This is a genomic window from Methylobacterium sp. UNCCL125, assembly GCF_900116795.1.
GTDB classification, from domain to species: Bacteria; Pseudomonadota; Alphaproteobacteria; order Rhizobiales; family Beijerinckiaceae; genus Methylobacterium; species Methylobacterium fujisawaense.
Window position 1 is genome coordinate 54,685 of sequence record NZ_FPBW01000024.1, and the last position, 14,449, is coordinate 69,133.

Annotated in this window: 13 protein-coding genes; 7 read left to right on the top strand and 6 right to left on the bottom strand. The window is 71.0% G+C overall.

What is annotated here, in order from left to right:
* Window positions 1–84 precede the first annotated feature (84 nt).
* Entirely contained in the window at window positions 85–387 is a 303-nt protein-coding gene (locus BM396_RS22865) for a hypothetical protein (protein WP_043382873.1), read from the top strand.
* On the opposite strand, the gene BM396_RS22870 is transcribed toward BM396_RS22865, so the two are convergent.
* The 3 genes from BM396_RS22870 to BM396_RS22880 all read right to left on the bottom strand — a co-directional run bounded on the left by BM396_RS22870 (window position 357) and on the right by BM396_RS22880 (window position 2,958).
* Entirely contained in the window at window positions 357–1,325 is a 969-nt protein-coding gene (locus BM396_RS22870; RefSeq protein WP_051976076.1) for a DMT family transporter, read from the bottom strand. The genes BM396_RS22865 and BM396_RS22870 overlap by 31 nt on opposite strands.
* On the bottom strand, window positions 1,322–1,597 hold the full coding sequence (infA, locus tag BM396_RS22875) for a translation initiation factor IF-1 (RefSeq protein WP_012320343.1): 276 nt from the start codon (window positions 1,595–1,597) through the stop codon (window positions 1,322–1,324). The genes BM396_RS22870 and infA overlap by 4 nt, the downstream gene beginning before the upstream one ends.
* Before the next feature lie 224 nt (window positions 1,598–1,821).
* Complete coding sequence (locus BM396_RS22880; protein WP_043382868.1) at window positions 1,822–2,958, bottom strand: branched-chain amino acid ABC transporter substrate-binding protein; 1,137 nt, start codon at window positions 2,956–2,958, stop codon at window positions 1,822–1,824.
* A 202-nt stretch (window positions 2,959–3,160) separates the two neighbouring features.
* On the opposite strand from BM396_RS22880, the gene BM396_RS22885 reads away from it, so the two are divergent.
* From BM396_RS22885 to BM396_RS22895, 3 genes are all read left to right on the top strand, one after another.
* Complete coding sequence (locus BM396_RS22885; protein ID WP_043382866.1) at window positions 3,161–4,366, top strand: amino acid aminotransferase; 1,206 nt, start codon at window positions 3,161–3,163, stop codon at window positions 4,364–4,366.
* 4 nt (window positions 4,367–4,370) lie between these two features.
* A complete protein-coding gene (locus BM396_RS22890; RefSeq protein ID WP_043382863.1) occupies window positions 4,371–5,408 on the top strand; it encodes a hydroxyacid dehydrogenase in 1,038 nt (345 codons plus the stop codon).
* 617 nt (window positions 5,409–6,025) lie between these two features.
* Window positions 6,026–8,029 carry a TonB-dependent siderophore receptor gene (locus BM396_RS22895; protein WP_081948669.1) on the top strand — a complete coding sequence of 668 codons (2,004 nt, stop codon included), beginning with the start codon at window positions 6,026–6,028 and terminating at the stop codon, window positions 8,027–8,029.
* Window positions 8,030–8,045: 16 nt separating this feature from the next.
* On the opposite strand, the gene BM396_RS22900 is transcribed toward BM396_RS22895, so the two are convergent.
* The 3 genes from BM396_RS22900 to BM396_RS22910 all read right to left on the bottom strand — a co-directional run bounded on the left by BM396_RS22900 (window position 8,046) and on the right by BM396_RS22910 (window position 10,645).
* A complete protein-coding gene (locus BM396_RS22900; RefSeq protein ID WP_051976075.1) occupies window positions 8,046–8,843 on the bottom strand; it encodes a hydroxypyruvate isomerase family protein in 798 nt (265 codons plus the stop codon).
* A 3-nt stretch (window positions 8,844–8,846) separates the two neighbouring features.
* Window positions 8,847–9,518 carry an aspartate/glutamate racemase family protein gene (locus BM396_RS22905; RefSeq protein WP_043354776.1) on the bottom strand — a complete coding sequence of 224 codons (672 nt, stop codon included), beginning with the start codon at window positions 9,516–9,518 and terminating at the stop codon, window positions 8,847–8,849.
* Window positions 9,519–9,604: 86 nt separating this feature from the next.
* Window positions 9,605–10,645, bottom strand: a complete 1,041-nt coding sequence (locus BM396_RS22910; RefSeq protein ID WP_043382860.1) for a LacI family DNA-binding transcriptional regulator — start codon at window positions 10,643–10,645, stop codon at window positions 9,605–9,607.
* 223 nt (window positions 10,646–10,868) lie between these two features.
* Between BM396_RS22910 and BM396_RS22915 the strand changes: the two genes are divergently transcribed.
* The 3 genes from BM396_RS22915 (at window position 10,869) to BM396_RS22925 (ending at window position 14,198) form a co-directional block, all read left to right on the top strand.
* Window positions 10,869–12,176 (top strand): alpha-hydroxy acid oxidase, encoded by a 1,308-nt coding sequence (locus BM396_RS22915; protein ID WP_043382857.1) that lies wholly within the window; start codon window positions 10,869–10,871, stop codon window positions 12,174–12,176.
* A 355-nt stretch (window positions 12,177–12,531) separates the two neighbouring features.
* Window positions 12,532–13,362: an NAD-dependent epimerase/dehydratase family protein gene (locus tag BM396_RS22920; RefSeq protein ID WP_043382854.1), complete on the top strand. Its 831-nt coding sequence runs from the start codon at window positions 12,532–12,534 to the stop codon at window positions 13,360–13,362.
* A 134-nt stretch (window positions 13,363–13,496) separates the two neighbouring features.
* Window positions 13,497–14,198 carry a substrate-binding domain-containing protein gene (locus BM396_RS22925; RefSeq protein WP_043354784.1) on the top strand — a complete coding sequence of 234 codons (702 nt, stop codon included), beginning with the start codon at window positions 13,497–13,499 and terminating at the stop codon, window positions 14,196–14,198.
* Window positions 14,199–14,449: the final 251 nt, after the last annotated feature.

Consider the following 14,449-nt stretch of genomic DNA (forward strand, 5'->3'; position numbering starts at 1 on the left):
CCGAACAAACGCCCCAAAGCTCGGGTGTGCTAGCAGGACTGTGCCGATCGATCGGCGCGAATCGCCTGCTTTCAGGGGGATGTCATGAAGTACCTTCTCGCGACGAGCCTGGTCGTCGGGAGCCTCGCCACCCTCGCACCGGCCGCCCAGGCCCGCGACGGGATCGGTGCCGGCGGCGCGGCCGCCCTCGGCGTGCTCGGCGGCCTGGCGGTCGGCGGCGCCATCGCGTCGGCCAACAACGGCTACTATCCGGGCCGCCCGGTCTACCGCGCCCCGCCGCCGGTCTACGTCGAGGAGGATTACGGCCCGGTCTGCCACTTCGAGCGCCGCCGGACCATCGATCCCTACGGCGACGTCTACATCCGCCGCGTTCGCGTCTGCGAATAAGCGGCTTCCGGAGTCGCCTCCGCGGCGAGCGCCGGTTTCAGGCGCTCGGCGCAGGCGATCCCGGCCAACACCAGGGCCAGGGCGAGCGCTTGCGTCGCCCCGAACGGCTCGCCGACCAGCAGGACGGCGAGGATCGCGCCGAAGATCGGCACGAGGTTGACGAACAGGCCGGCGCGATTCGGGCCGATCTGCTCGACGCCGCGCATGAAGAAGAGCTGCGCCAGAAGCGAAGGCCCGAGGCCGACGAAGGCGACCATGATCCAGCCCGCGCGGTTGGGCCAGACGGCGTGCCCCGTCGCCCACTCGACGGCCAGGGGCGGCAGGGATGTGACGAACGCCGCGATGGCCATCGCGGCGAAGAACACGAGCGCCGGCACCTTCGGGCGCGTCGGCAGGACGACCGTGTAGCCCGCGTAGAGCAGGCAGGCCGCGAAGACGAGCACGTCGCCGCGGTTGAAGGCGAGGTTCGTCAGCACCGACCAGTCGCCATGGGTGGCGGCGAGCCCCGCGCCGATCAGCGTCAGAACGACGCCGAGCACCTGCCCAGGCGTGACCGGCACCCGGTAGGCGAGCCGGTTCAGGACGATCACCAGGACCGGGATCGCCCCCTGGAACAGGGCGAGGTTGATCGCGCCGGTATGAACGCCGGCCGCATAGAACAGACAGTTGAAGGCCGTGTAGCCCAGGCCGCCCATCAGCAGGATGCGCAGCCAGTGGGGCCGAAGCTCCGGCCAAGCGGCCAGGAGGCGGGTGCCGGCCAAGGGCATGAGGACCAGGCAGGCGACCGCCCAGCGAAGCGTCGTGATGACCTGGGGCGAGACGTGGCCGGGCGCCCAGCGGCTGGTGACGGCGTTGCCGGCCCAGAGGAGCGCCGTGACGGTCAGCAGCAGGTAGGCGGACGCGGCCGGGGAAGCCCGGCTCGCGCCCCGGATCCTCACCGGCGGCGGAACTGGCCGCCCCGCACGGGCGGACGGGGGCCGGACGAGCGCTCGTCCTTGTGGCGGAACACGAGGCGCCCCTTCTCAAGGTCGTAGGGCGACATCTCGACCGTGACCCGGTCGCCGGCCAGCGTCTTGATGCGGTTCTTCTTCATCTTGCCGGCCGTGTAGGCCACGATCTCGTGGCCCTGGTCGAGCTGCACGCGGTAGCGCGCGTCCGGCAGGATCTCGATCACGAGACCGTCGAACTGCATCAATTCTTCTTTCGCCATGCACCTTCTCCAGTCGGACCGTCCGGCAGCAGGCGTTCCGGCAATGCGTGTTCAGCTGTCATCGAGCTCGGGAAACGCCGCAGGGCGCGGATCCGATCCGGTGGACCGCCCGCGCCAGCTCAGCAGCACCGCCCGCATGTAGTCCCCGCGGGAACCCGCCGCAAGTCACGGACGCCGAACCCGTTCCGTCATCGACACGTTTCGCCGGTTTTCATCGCCGGCTTTCAGGGCTCCGCGTCGTTGCCGGCATAGTCGAGGCGCCCATCCGCGGTCCGGCGCCAGATCCGGAGGGCGATCGGCGCTGCGGAGCGGTCGCCCCGGGCATCGAAGGCCACCGATCCGAGCAGCGTCCGCGACGGCCCCGCCCGTAGGGCCTCGGCCACCTTGCGGCCGTCGGCGATGCGGCCGGTCTTCGGATCGGCCGCCCGGGCGCGCTCGGTCGCCTGGGTCAGGAGCTCCACGGCCGCGTAGGCCCCGGCCGCGACGCTCTCGGCCTCGGGACTCCGCGGCGCCGGGCGGGCGCCGCGCGGTTCGGGCAGGCGCGGTGGATCGGGCGCCAGGGTCATCACGGTCCCGTCCCCGTCTGCGCCGGCCGCCGCGGCGAAGCTCGGGTCGAGGATGCCATCGCTCGCCACCAGGGTCGTGCCGAGGCCGGCCGCGCGCAAAGCGCGGAGCAGGGTGGCGGCATCGGGCGCGAGCCCGCCGAAATACACCGCATCGAGCCGCGCCGCCCTCAGCCGGGCGACGAGGTCCGAGAGATCGCGGCTGCCCCGGGCGAAGCCGTCGAACAGCACCTCCGGCGTGCCGGCCTCCTTCAGACGCGCCGCGACCGCGTCGGCGAGGCCCCGGCCGAAGGTGGAGCGGTCGCTGAGGATCCCGACCCGGCGCCCCGCGAAGGCCTTCGCCAGGTAGGCTCCGGCCGCCCGGCCCTGCTGGGCGTCGCTCGGGCCCAGGCGGAACAGGTTCCACAGGCCCCGGCCGGTGAGCGGCCCGTAGGCCGCCGCGGGCGCCACCATGACGGCCCCGGCCTCCTCGTAGACGGGCGCCGCGGCCGCGACCGCCCCGGATTCGAGCGGCCCGACCACGAGGCGCACGCCGTCGGCGGCGAACTTCCTGGCGTTCGCGGCGGCCTGCCGGGCCTCGCCGCCGTCGTCGGCGGGGACCAGGACCCAGCGCGGGCGTCCGCCGGCGGCGCGATTGAGATCGGCCACTGCCTGCTCGGCCCCCTGCCGCAGTCCCTGGCCGAAGGCGGCGTCCGGCCCGGTCAGCGGGGCCGAAAGCCCGATCCGGACCGGAGCCTGCGCGACGGCCGGGCTAGCCGCGAGGAGACCGGCGAGGATCGGGATGAGGCGACGCATCATGGCGGCACTCTAGGGCCGTCGGAGCCCCATCCGGAAGAGCAGCGTCACCGGATCGTTGAACGGATCGGGACGCTGATGCGCGCAGAAGCGCTGGCGGGCGGGCGCGATGTGCGGAATAAGGGCGTCGGCCCGGCCCGTCGCCGGGCGTGCCGGCGCCCCTCCAAGCGTCGCCGGCCGAGACCCTCTGGGACGATTGACGATCATGACCTCGCTGTTCGCCGGCATCCAGGACGCGCCGCTCGACCCGATCATGCGCCTGTTCGAGGCCTTCAACGCCGACCCGAGCCCGAAGAAGCTCAACCTCGTCGTCGGCGTGTACACGGATGCGGACGGCAAGGTGCCGCGCCTGCGCGCCGTGCAGACCGCCGAGAAGCGCTGGATCGAGAAGGGCCTGCCGAAGACCTATCGTCCGATCGAGGGCACCAAGCCGTTCCGCGACGCGGTCCAGGAGCTGCTATTCGGGAAGGGCGCGCCGATCCTGTCCCAGAACCGGGCGGCGACGCTCCAGAGCATCGGCGGCACCGGCGCCCTGAAGACCGGCGCGGACGTGCTGGCCAAGCTCTTCCCGAACGCCACCGTGGCGGTGAGCAACCCGAGCTGGGAGAACCACAAGGCCCTGTTCACCCAGGCCGGCTTCACCGTGGTCGACTATCCCTACTTCTCGGCCGAGACCGGCGGCGCCGACTATCCGGCCATGAAGGCCTATCTCCAGGATCTGCCGAAGGGGTCGATCGTGGTGCTGCACGCCTGCTGCCACAACCCGACCGGCGCCGATCTCAGCCTCGACGAGTGGCGCGACCTCGTGCCCCTGATGGCGGAGCGCGGCCTGATCCCGTTCCTCGACATCGCCTATCAGGGCTTCGGCAACGGCCTCGATGCCGATGCCGAGCCGGTGCGCCTCTTCGCCGAGTCGGGCCAGGAGTTCCTCGTCGCCTCCTCGTTCTCGAAGTCGTTCTCGCTCTACGGCGAGCGCGTCGGTGCGCTCACCATCGTGGCCGAGAATCCGGCCGCGAAGGCCAAGGTCGAGTCCTTCGCCAAGCGCCTCGTCCGGGCGAGCTACTCGAACCCGCACACCCACGGCGCCGCGATCGTCGAGATCGTGCTCACCGATCCGGAGCTGCGCGCCGACTGGGAGCGGGAGCTCGGCGAGATGCGGGACCGGATCCGCGCCATGCGTGTGCGGATGGCCGACAGCCTGCAGCAGCGCCACCCCGAGCGCGGCTTCGACGCCATCAAGACGCAGAAGGGCATGTTCTCCTACACGGGTCTCAGCCCCGCGGAGGCCACCCGCCTGCGCGAGGAGCACGAGGTCTACGCCCTGGAGACGGGCCGGATCTGCGTGGCCGCGGTCAACACCCACAACATCGACCACGTCATCGATGCGATCGACGCGGTGGTGAAGGGCTGAACATGTGGCGGCTCTCAAGCGCGTTTGCCGGTTCAACGTCTGGATCGATCCGGCCTTCGACGAACGCCTGAGGGCCGAGCCCGATATCGACCTGCAGGTGGGCGACCTGCAGAGCCCGGAGGACAAGCTCCGGGCTCTTCTGGCGCAGGCCCACGTCTTCCACGTCTCTCCGGCGCGGAACGAGCTGCCGCTCCGCTGGCACGTGAGCGACGCCCTGCTGGCCGAATGCCCGAACCTTCTGGCGGTCTCGTCGGGCGGGGCGGGCTTCGACACGGTGGACGCCGCTGCCTGCACCCGGGCCGGCGTCGCGGTGGTCAACCAAGTGGGCGGCAATGCCCGCTCGGTGGCGGAGCTGGCGATCGGCCTGATGCTCGCCGTCTCGCGCAAGATCTGCGTCTCGAACCGCCTGCTCCGGACCGCGCGCGGCTTCACCCGCGAATCGCTCATGGGCCACGAGATCGGCGGCGCGACCCTGGGCCTGATCGGGATCGGGCATACCGGCCGGGCGGTCGCCAAGCTGGCCCGCGGCTTCGACATGCGGGTCCTCGCCCACGATCCCCTGCTCCCGGACGCCGAGATCCGGTCCCGCGGCGCAGAGCCGGTGGACCGGGCGCGGCTGCTCGCCGAGTCCGACATCGTCTCCCTGCACTGCCCCCTCGACGACACGACCCGGGGCAGCTTCGACGCCCGGGCCTTCGCGGCGATGAAGCCGGGGGCGCTGTTCATCACCACGGCCCGGGGCGGCATCCATGACGAGACGGCGCTCGCCGCAGCGCTCACCGCCGGACACCTCGCGGGGGCGGGCCTCGATGTCTGGACGCCGGAGCCGCCGCCCCTCGATTCGGTCCTGCTGCAGCTCGACACCGTGGTGGCGACCTACCACACCGCCGGCGTCACCCACGAGGCGCGGCGCACCGTAGCGGCCTGGGGCGCGGAGCAGATCATCGGCCTGCTCCGGGGCGAGACGCCGCCGCGGCTCGTCAACCCGGAGGTCTGGCCCGCCGTGCTGGAGCGTCGGGCTCGGCTGCTCGGCGGCGCCTGACCGCGAGCCGGTGCGGGGCTGAAGGGCTTCGCCTCCGCGTCGATGTTGGACGCCGGCTCAGCCGCGGCGTCGCGCCGTCATCCCGGGTCGAAGGCGATCCCGGCGCCGCAGGGGCATGCGGGAGGCGGGCGATCCGGATCCGGGGTCCGTGCGAGATCTTCTCGCCTCGGTGGGTCTGGATCCCGGGCTCGGCGAAGCGGCCCGAGATGATGGGGCCGAACGGCTCCGATACATCCACCGCTCGCTCGTCCACACACGAGCACCGGAAGTTCGAGGCAACAACGGAGCTGCTCAACCGTACGCCGTGCGCTCCGCCAGCCCGGCCGAACTGTCGATCCCGCTCAGATTGTAATTATTCGAAATCTAGCCTCGCAAAACGTTCCGCAATCAAGCTTGACCGTGAATGTTTCTGCACCGTATCTGACGCCAATCGAAACAGATCGGTCGACATCGTGGTACGGCGAAACTGTGCAAGACCTTGCACGCAGGCATCGCGCGGCGTTTCCAGGCGCGCGGCCCGAATCTCTCTCCTCCTCGCTCCAGTATTTCTTCCGACTTCCGGCTGGGCACAACCTATCGTTGACAACTCCCAGGAGGTCCAGCTCGAGGAACTCTCGGTGGCCGGGACCGGCGACGGGCCGTCCCGCATCGACGGCTACCGGGCCACGCGGGCGGTGAGCGCCACGCGGACCGACACGCCCGTGCGCGAGGTGCCCCAGACCATCGTGGCGGTGCCGCAGGAGGTGCTGGAGGACGCGGCGGCCACGCGGATCGACACGGCCCTCGACCTCGCGGGCGTCGGCCGCGGCAACAATTTCGGCGGCCTCGGCCTGACCGAATTCACGATCCGCGGTCTGGCCACCGGCGAGTATTACCGCAACGGGTTCCCGATCAACCGCGGCTACCCGAACAGCCCCGACATCGTCTCCATCGAGCGCATCGAGGTGCTGAAAGGACCGTCGGCCTTCCTGTACGGCCGTGGCGACCCCGGCGGCACCTTCAACATCGTGACCAAGCAACCCCTCGCGGCGCGCTCCCTCACGGTCGGCACGCAGTACGGCAGCTTCGGCGCCAAGCGGAGCACCTTCGACGCCACCGGCGCCCTCGACGAGAGCGGGCAGGTTCTGGCGCGCGTCACCGGCGCCGTCGAGGACAACGGCAGCTTCCGGGACTTCGTCACCAGCGACCGCTACGCCCTCGCCCCGGTCATCGCCTGGAGGCCGAACGCGGACACGACCATCACCCTGGAGGGTGACTTCATCAGCACGGCGCAGACTTTCGACCGCGGCGTCGTCCCGTTGGGGGGCAACCTGCGCGCCCTGCCGCGCAGCCGCTTCATCGGCGAGCCGGGCCTGCCCCCGGCCCATGTCGACAACGCCCTCGGCCAGCTGCGGGTCGAGCACCGGTTCGACCAGGACTGGGTGCTGAACGTCGGCGCCCAGGTGCTCGGCGGGAACCTGTCGGGCTATGGCGTCGGCGCCATCGGCCTGCTACCGGATGGCCGGACCCAGCGGCGGACCCTGGAATGGCGGGACCTGACGTGGTCCGACCTCGACCTGCAGGCGAATCTCGCGGGCAAGTTCGACACCGGCCCGTTCCGCCACACGCTCCTGCTCGGGCTGGAATACGACAGCTACCGCTACCGGGAGGTGTTCAACCGCTCGAATGTGGCGACGAACCCGTTCCTCCTCGATCTGCTCGCGCCCCGTTACGGACAGCCGCTGCCGCCGATCACCGCGCGGGTCACGAATTTCCTGCAGAAGACGGAGAGCTATGCCGGCTTCGTGCAGGACCAGATCGACCTCACGCCCCGTCTCCACGCCCTGGTGGGCGTCAGGGTCGAGGACCTCGGGCTGGTCTCGACGAACAACCTGACCAAGGCCACCACCGGCCTGCAGGGCCTGGTGGCGACGCCGCGCTTCGGCCTGCTCTACGACCTCACCGACACGGTGGCGGTCTACGGCAACTACGCGCGCTCCTTCCGGCCCAATATCGGCACGGATCGCAGCGGCCGGCCCTTCGCGTTCGAGGCTGGCGAGGGCTACGAGGCCGGCGCGAAGGTCAGCCTCCTCGACGGCCGTCTCGATGCCACCGCCGCCCTGTTCGAGATCCGACGCTCCAACATCCTGAGCACCGATCCGGTCGACCCGAATTTCAGCGTGGCCACCGGCACGGTCCGCAGCCGCGGCTTCGACCTGACCGCCGCCGGCTACCTGGCCCCGGGCTGGCGCGTGATCGGGACCTACACGCGGGTCGACGCCACCGTCGCCCGCGACAACACCCTGCCGGTCGGCACGCGCATCGCCAACGTGCCCGCCAACAGCCTCGCGTTCCAGACCGTCTACGAGTTCCAGAGCGGCGACCTGAAGGGGCTCGGGCTCGGCGGCGGCCTCGACTTCGTCGGCCAGCGCGCCGCGGGAACGGCGCTTTCGACCTTCAACCTGCCGCAATACACGCTGGTCAACTTGATCTCGTACTATCAGATCGCACCGGGCGTGCGGATCTACCTGAACGTCAACAACGTGTTCGACGCGACGTTCTACGACCGCGCGTTCCAGAACCGCTACGCGACGCCGGGGCAGCCCCGCACGATCATCGGCGGCGTCGCCGCCCGGTTCTAAGGATCCGGCCCGAACCCTAGACCGCCGCCGCCCGCATCCAGCCGAGCCCCGCCTCGGTGCCGGCGGCGGGGTGGTACTCGCAGCCGACGAAGCCGGAATAGCCGACCGCCTCCAGGGCGGCGAAGATCGGGTCGAAGGCGATCGTGCCGGTCCCGGGCTCGTGCCGTCCGGGATCGTCGGCGATCTGGACATGGGCGATGAGCGGCGCGTGCGCCCGGATCAGCGCCGCCGGATCGTGGCCCAGGCAGACGCAGTGATAGGCGTCGAACAGCAGCTTGACGTTGTCGCGGCCGATCGCCCGGATCGCCTCGACCGCCACCAGCGGGTCGTCGATCACGTAGTCGGCGATCGAGCCGGGGCCGATCGGCTCCACGATCACCGTCATGCCGCGTGCCCCGGCGGCATCGGCCGCGAAGGCGAGGTTGTCGAGGTAGGTGTCCCAGAGCCGCGCCCGCTCAACCCCCGCGGGACGGACGCCCGCCATCGGGTGGACCATCCGGCAGCCGAGCTGCGCGACGTAGTCGAGGGTCGGCTCGATGGTGGAGCGATAGTACGCGACCCGGTCGGGCAGCGCCGCGAAGCCCTTCTCGCCCTTGGCGGCGTCCCCTGCCGGGAAGCCGGTCTGGACCAGCGGCACGCCCGCCCGTCCCAGCCAGCCCGCGACCTCCCGGGCCGGCGTCGCGAACAGGTTGGGATGCTCGACGGCACGGAACCCCGCCCGGGCTGCCGCCGCGAAGCGTTCGGAGAGCGGCAGCTCCGTGAACAGGAAACCGCAATGGCCGCTGAGACGGTCCTGGAAGGCACCGAGCTTCATGGTTCAGGCGCTCCCGCCGGTCTCGACCATCGCCCGCATCCGGTCCACCGCGGCATGGGGCGCGGTCAGGACCGGGACGTCCACGGCCTTGCGCACCGCCTCGGCCGCCCGGGAGGTGGAGAAATGCGCCAGCATGAGCGCGTCGCAATCGGCAAGCTCCGGTGCCCGCTCGGCGACCAGACGGTTGTGGGTGTCGGCGTCGCCGGCGCGCAGACGCGCCATCGCGTCGTCCACCAGGATCGTCCGCAGGCTCGCCGGACGTCCGGTCTCGGCGACGAATTCCTCGAACTCGTCCGTCATCGTGCCGACCGAGGGGCCGAAGGTCGCCAGCATGCCGATGCGCTCGCCGCGGGCGATGGCGGCACGGAACATCGCCTCGTTCGGCTTGAGCACCGGCACCGGCACGGTCTCGATCAGCCGGTCGATGGCCGGCCCGAAAGCCGAGCAGGTGATCAGGATGCCATCGGCGCCCATGTCGTGGCCGTAGCGGCCGAACCGCACGAAGCGCTCGATCATGGCCTCCGAGATCGCGGCCGGCTCCTTCGCCCGGTCCAGCGAGAGACCATCGTCGAGCAGGTTGACCGTCTCGGCCTCCGGCCAGTTCTCCGCGAAGGCGGTCTGGATCGGTGCCATGGCGACCGGTGTCGCGTGAAGGAGGACGATGCGGGGAGCCATGCCGTGTCCCGGGCTGGTCGAAGCGCCGGCCCGCGGCCGGTCGTGGTGTTGTAAGCGATTTCAAATGGGTAGCAAGATAGCGCAGGTCAGGTTCCGCGACGCCCGGGCGGAGCGGTGCTGGCGCGCAGAATCAACGCGGCGTCGATCTCGGTGAGGCGCACCACCGGCTTGCCCTGGATCCGAGCGATCAGGTGGTCGCCGGCGGCGTGCCCGATCTCGGCGGAGTGGATGCGGATCGTCGTGAGCGGCGGGTCCAGGAAGGGCGCGAAGTCGGAATCGTTGTGGCCGATCACCGACAGGTCTCCGGGGATGGAGAGCCCCCGCGCCCGGGCCTCGATCATCGCCCCGAAGGCGATCTGGTCGGTGCCGCAGATGATCGCGGTCGGCGGCTCTCCGCCGGCCAGCATCTGGCGGAATCCGTCGCGGCCGCCGCCGATCCCGTAGGAGATCTCGATGTCGTGCTCCGGAGCGAGACCGAGGCCGCGGGCAGCGAGCGCCGCCGCGATGCCCGTCACCCGGGCGCCGCCGCGATCGTTGTCCTTGCGCAGGCCCGAGATCACCCCGATCCGGCGATGCCCGAGATCCATCAGATAGTTGGCCGCCCGGGCCGCCGAGGCGGCGTTGTCGAAGCCCACGCAGGGGCGCTCGCGGGACAGGCTGAAGGTCTGCACCATCGGGATACCGGCGCGGGCGATCCGGGCATGGAGGTCCGGATGGTGGATGTCGCCGACCAGCATCAGCCCGTCGACGCCGCGCTCCAGCAGGAAGGTCGCCTCCCGCAGCTCGTCCTCCAGATCGTAGCCGGCATTGGCGGCGACCAGGGTGTAGCCTGCCTGCCGCAGCCGGTCCTGGAAGCTCGACAGGACACGCACGAAGGCTTCGTTCTCGATGTTGGGCACGACGGCGCCGACCGCCATGAACCGGCGCGTCGAGAGCGCCCGGGCCGCCCCGTTGGCGACGAAGCCGAGGTCCTGCGCGGCGCGCATCACGGCCTCCCGCTTGTCGGCCCGGACCCCGGCGAAGCCGTTGAGCACCCGGGAGACGGTGGCGGTGGAAACACCGGCGCGGCGGGCGACATCCCGCGCCACCGGGCCCCGGGATGGCGGGTCGAGAATGTCTCCAGGCAAAGCCCCGGTCTGCTCCCGCGTCGAAATCGTCTGCTTCCCTCAGCCAGCTTAGACGGTCGGCGCGATGCGCATCATCCCGGATCGACGGCATATCCGCAGCACGTCGATGCCAGACGCGGCCGGACCTGCGAACCGGCAGTATATTGACACCCCTCTCGCCTCCTGACTATCTGAAAGCGCTTTCAAGACAGCCGTGTATCGGGGCGGCCCGGAGGAGGATCCGATGGCGACGCTCGACCGGCCAGCGTCCGAGTTGAGAACGCCCGAGCGCGCGGCGCCAACCATCGGCGGCGCCGACGCGACGGCGGCGGGCATCGCCGCCCCGCAGGCGATCGTCACCAGCCTGAAGCGCAGCGACGCGGTCACGCCCTACCGGTTCCGCGACCTGCTGGCGCTCGACGATTTCGAGCGGCACGCACGCAAACGCCTACCGCCGATGATCTTTCAATACGTGGCCGGCGGGGTCGAGACCGGATCGGCCCTGGCGCAGAGCCGCGGTGCCTATGCCGATTACGCCCTTCTGCCCCGGCTGATGCGGGACACCTCAGGGCGCGACACCGCCACGACGCTGTTCGACCAGACCTACGCGGCGCCCTTCGGCATCGGTCCGCTGGGTGGCGCCGCCTTCATCGCCTACCGGGGCGACCTCGTCCTGGCCGAGGCGGCGCGGCGGATGAACCTGCCGATGTGTCTGAGCGCATCCTCGCTGATCAAGCTGGAGGACGTGTACGCCCAGAACCCGCAGGCTTGGTTCCAGGGCTACCTGCCGGGGGATCAGCACCGGATCGACCGTCTGCTCGACCGGGTCGAGGTCACGGGCTACCGGACCTTCGTGGTCACCGCCGATACGCCGACGCTGGGCAACCGGGAGCACAATACCCGCAGCGGCTTCTCCATGCCGATCAAGGTGACGCCCAAGGTGGCGTGGCAGAGCGCGACGCACCCGCGCTGGCTCCTGGGCACCGTCGCCCGGACCTTCCTCCAGCACGGGGCGCCGCATTTCGAGAACACCGAGGCGACGCGCGGACCGCCGATGATGTCGCAGGGGGCGGTGCGCAACACCATCGCCCGCGACCAGCTCTCGTGGAAGAACCTGGAGGCGATCCGCAAGCGCTGGTCCGGCAACCTGCTGGTGAAGGGGCTCCTGGCGCCGGAGGATGTCGAGATCGCCCGGTCGTGCGGCGTCGACGGCGTGATCCTCTCGACCCATGGCGGCCGCCAGCTCGACTACGCCGTCGCCCCCCTCCACGTGCTGCCGGAGATCGCCGCCCGGAAAGGCGGCCTGAAGATCATCGTCGACAGCGGCATCCGCCGGGGCACCGACGTGATGAAGGCCCTGGCGCTCGGCGCCGACTTCGTCCTGCTCGGCCGGCCCTTCATGTTCGCCGCGGCGCTGGGCGGGGTAGCGGGCGTCGAACTCGCCATGCAGATCCTCAAGGAGGAGCTCGACCGCGACATGGCGCTGATCGGCGTGAACCGCCTGTCGGAGCTGAACCCCGATTTCCTCCGCCGCGTCCCGCGGCGGGGCTGAGGCAGGGGCGCCGTTGGCCATGAGCGTCGTGCAGCCGCGGGGCTCACCGCCACCCTCGCCGCTCGCATCGCCGTACCCGATTGCAGCCGACCGTCACGGCGTGCGGGAAATAACCCGACATCCGGGACGCGGTCCGTTCCGAACGGGCCGCGTGACCGGACGGGCTCCGAGCGGCGCGCGGATCTGCTTTCCCGCACGGGAGAGGGGCCCTGCGCGTCGCGAGGTGAGAACAGGATCGCTGCCGTGTATCGTGGCCCCGCCACCGCGCGCAGCTGTCTATCCCTATCGATCGCGCGTTCTCCCACGCCGCACCGGGGACACCGTCGGCCGAGAGCGCTCTCCGGAGCCGCATCCCATGACCACCGAGACCGTCCCGCAGAAACCCGTCCTCTTGACCGGAGCCTCGGGCGCGCTCGGGCGCGTGCTGACCCGCGCCCTCGGCGAACAGGGGTGGGCCCTCCGGCTTACCGACCGCGCCCCCTTCCCCGACCCCCTGCCCGCGGGGGCGCGCTTCCAGCTTGCCGACCTGGAAGACGGGCCGGCGATCCTGCGGCTGGCCGAGGGCTGCGGCACGATCCTCCACTTTGGGGGGATCTCGGTGGAGCATCCGTTCGAGACGGTGATCGGCCCCAATATCCGCGGCCTCTACCACGTCTACGAGGCGGCCCGCCGCGAGGGCGCGCGGATGATCTTCGCCTCCTCGAACCACGCCATCGGGTTCCACCCGCGCTCCGCGGTGCTGGACGACGATTGCAGCCTCGCGCCGGACGGCTTCTACGGCCTGTCCAAGGCCTACGGCGAGCTTATGGGCGGCCTCTACCGCGACAAGCACGGGGTGGAGAGCGTCTTCCTGCGGATCGGCTCGTGCTTCCCGGAGCCCGCCGACGCCAGGATGCTGGCGACCTGGCTGTCCTACGCCGACCTGACCCGGCTGATCGCCCGCGCCACCCTGGCGCCGAGCCTCGGACCGGCCGGTTCGGTGGTGATCTGGGCCGCATCCAACAACAGCCGCATGACATGGTGGCGGCGGGACGGGCGCGCCGTGATCGGCTGGACCCCGCAAGACAGCGCGGATTCCTACGCCGCGGCCCTGGAAGGCAAGACCAGCGGCGACCCGGTGGTCGAGCGCTACCAGGGCGGCGGGTTCGCGGGGATCGATTATTCACGGGCGGCGCCACCGCGGTGACGGCGCCCAGGCTTCCGGGCGACGGCACGCCCATCCGGACGCCGCATCCTGATGAAGTCCGGGCGCGGAGCGTCCGGGAGCGGCCATCCGATCGGTGGATCGACAGTCGCCCACGCAACCCGATGGAACACGACATGGCAGACGCGCAAACGGTGACACGGCTGAAATGCGCCCTGGTGGTGCGCGGCGCCTTCGACGCGCATGTCATCCCGGCCTGCGAGGCCGCGGGTGGCCGGACGGCGATCCACTGGGCGCCGACCACCGTGATCATGAAGGCGCTCGCCGAGGGTGAGGCGGCCGACGCGGTGGTGGTTCTGTCGGACGCCATGGACCGGCTGATCGCGGAAGGCCGCGTGGAGCCGGAGAGCCGGGTCGATGTCGTCCGCTCGCGTTACGGCATCGCCGTCAAGGCGGGCGCTCCTCATCCGGACATCACGAGCGTCGAGGCGCTGAAACGCACCCTCGTGGAGGCGCGGTCCGTGGCTTATTCCCGGGCGGGGGCCAGCGGGATCTACTTCGCCGGCCTGCTGCCGCGGCTCGGCCTCGCCGACGCGGTCAACGCTCGGGCGACCATCATCCCGCAGGGGTTCACCGCCGAGAAGCTCGTCTCCGGTGAGGCGGACATCGCGGTCCAGCAGATCAGCGAGCTGATGGTGGTGCCGGGGATCGCGGTGGTCGGCCCCTTCCCCGAGCCGGTGCAGGAGGTGACGACCTTCGCGGCCGCGATCCTGCGCGATGCGACCGATCGGGCCGGCGCCGCCCGGTTCCTGGCCGGCCTGACGACGCCGGCGGCGGCTGCGGCGTACCGGGCGAGCGGGCTGGAGCCCGCCTTCTGAAACGCACGACGCGGCCGGATCCAGTCAAGCTCTTGATTATCGTTGGCACACCTTGCCCCGGAGCGCAGGGGGGGGCCGGATGAACGTCTCGCTGCCCGGGGCCATCCCGAGGCCATGGAGCCTGGAACCGAAGCGCAGCCGATACGGGCCGCGAAAGGCATGCGAGTGACTGTGCGCGCGACCCGGTCCGACGCGATCAGGACAGCGTCGCCGAGGCCTGCGCGGCGGGCGCCACCGCGACGGCCTGTTCG

What these genes read in the sequence shown, in the direction of transcription:
- BM396_RS22915 (WP_043382857.1), top strand. Translation starts at nt 10,869, where the DNA reads ATGGCGACGCTCGACCGGCCAGCGTCCGAGTTGAGAACGCCCGAGCGC.
- BM396_RS22865 (WP_043382873.1), top strand. Translation starts at nt 85, where the DNA reads ATGAAGTACCTTCTCGCGACGAGCCTGGTCGTCGGGAGCCTCGCCACC.
- BM396_RS22905 (WP_043354776.1), bottom strand. Translation starts at nt 9,518, where the DNA reads ATGGCTCCCCGCATCGTCCTCCTTCACGCGACACCGGTCGCCATGGCA.
- BM396_RS22880 (WP_043382868.1), bottom strand. Translation starts at nt 2,958, where the DNA reads ATGATGCGTCGCCTCATCCCGATCCTCGCCGGTCTCCTCGCGGCTAGC.
- BM396_RS22885 (WP_043382866.1), top strand. Translation starts at nt 3,161, where the DNA reads ATGACCTCGCTGTTCGCCGGCATCCAGGACGCGCCGCTCGACCCGATC.
- BM396_RS22920 (WP_043382854.1), top strand. Translation starts at nt 12,532, where the DNA reads ATGACCACCGAGACCGTCCCGCAGAAACCCGTCCTCTTGACCGGAGCC.
- BM396_RS22900 (WP_051976075.1), bottom strand. Translation starts at nt 8,843, where the DNA reads ATGAAGCTCGGTGCCTTCCAGGACCGTCTCAGCGGCCATTGCGGTTTC.
- infA (WP_012320343.1), bottom strand. Translation starts at nt 1,597, where the DNA reads ATGGCGAAAGAAGAATTGATGCAGTTCGACGGTCTCGTGATCGAGATC.
- BM396_RS22925 (WP_043354784.1), top strand. Translation starts at nt 13,497, where the DNA reads ATGGCAGACGCGCAAACGGTGACACGGCTGAAATGCGCCCTGGTGGTG.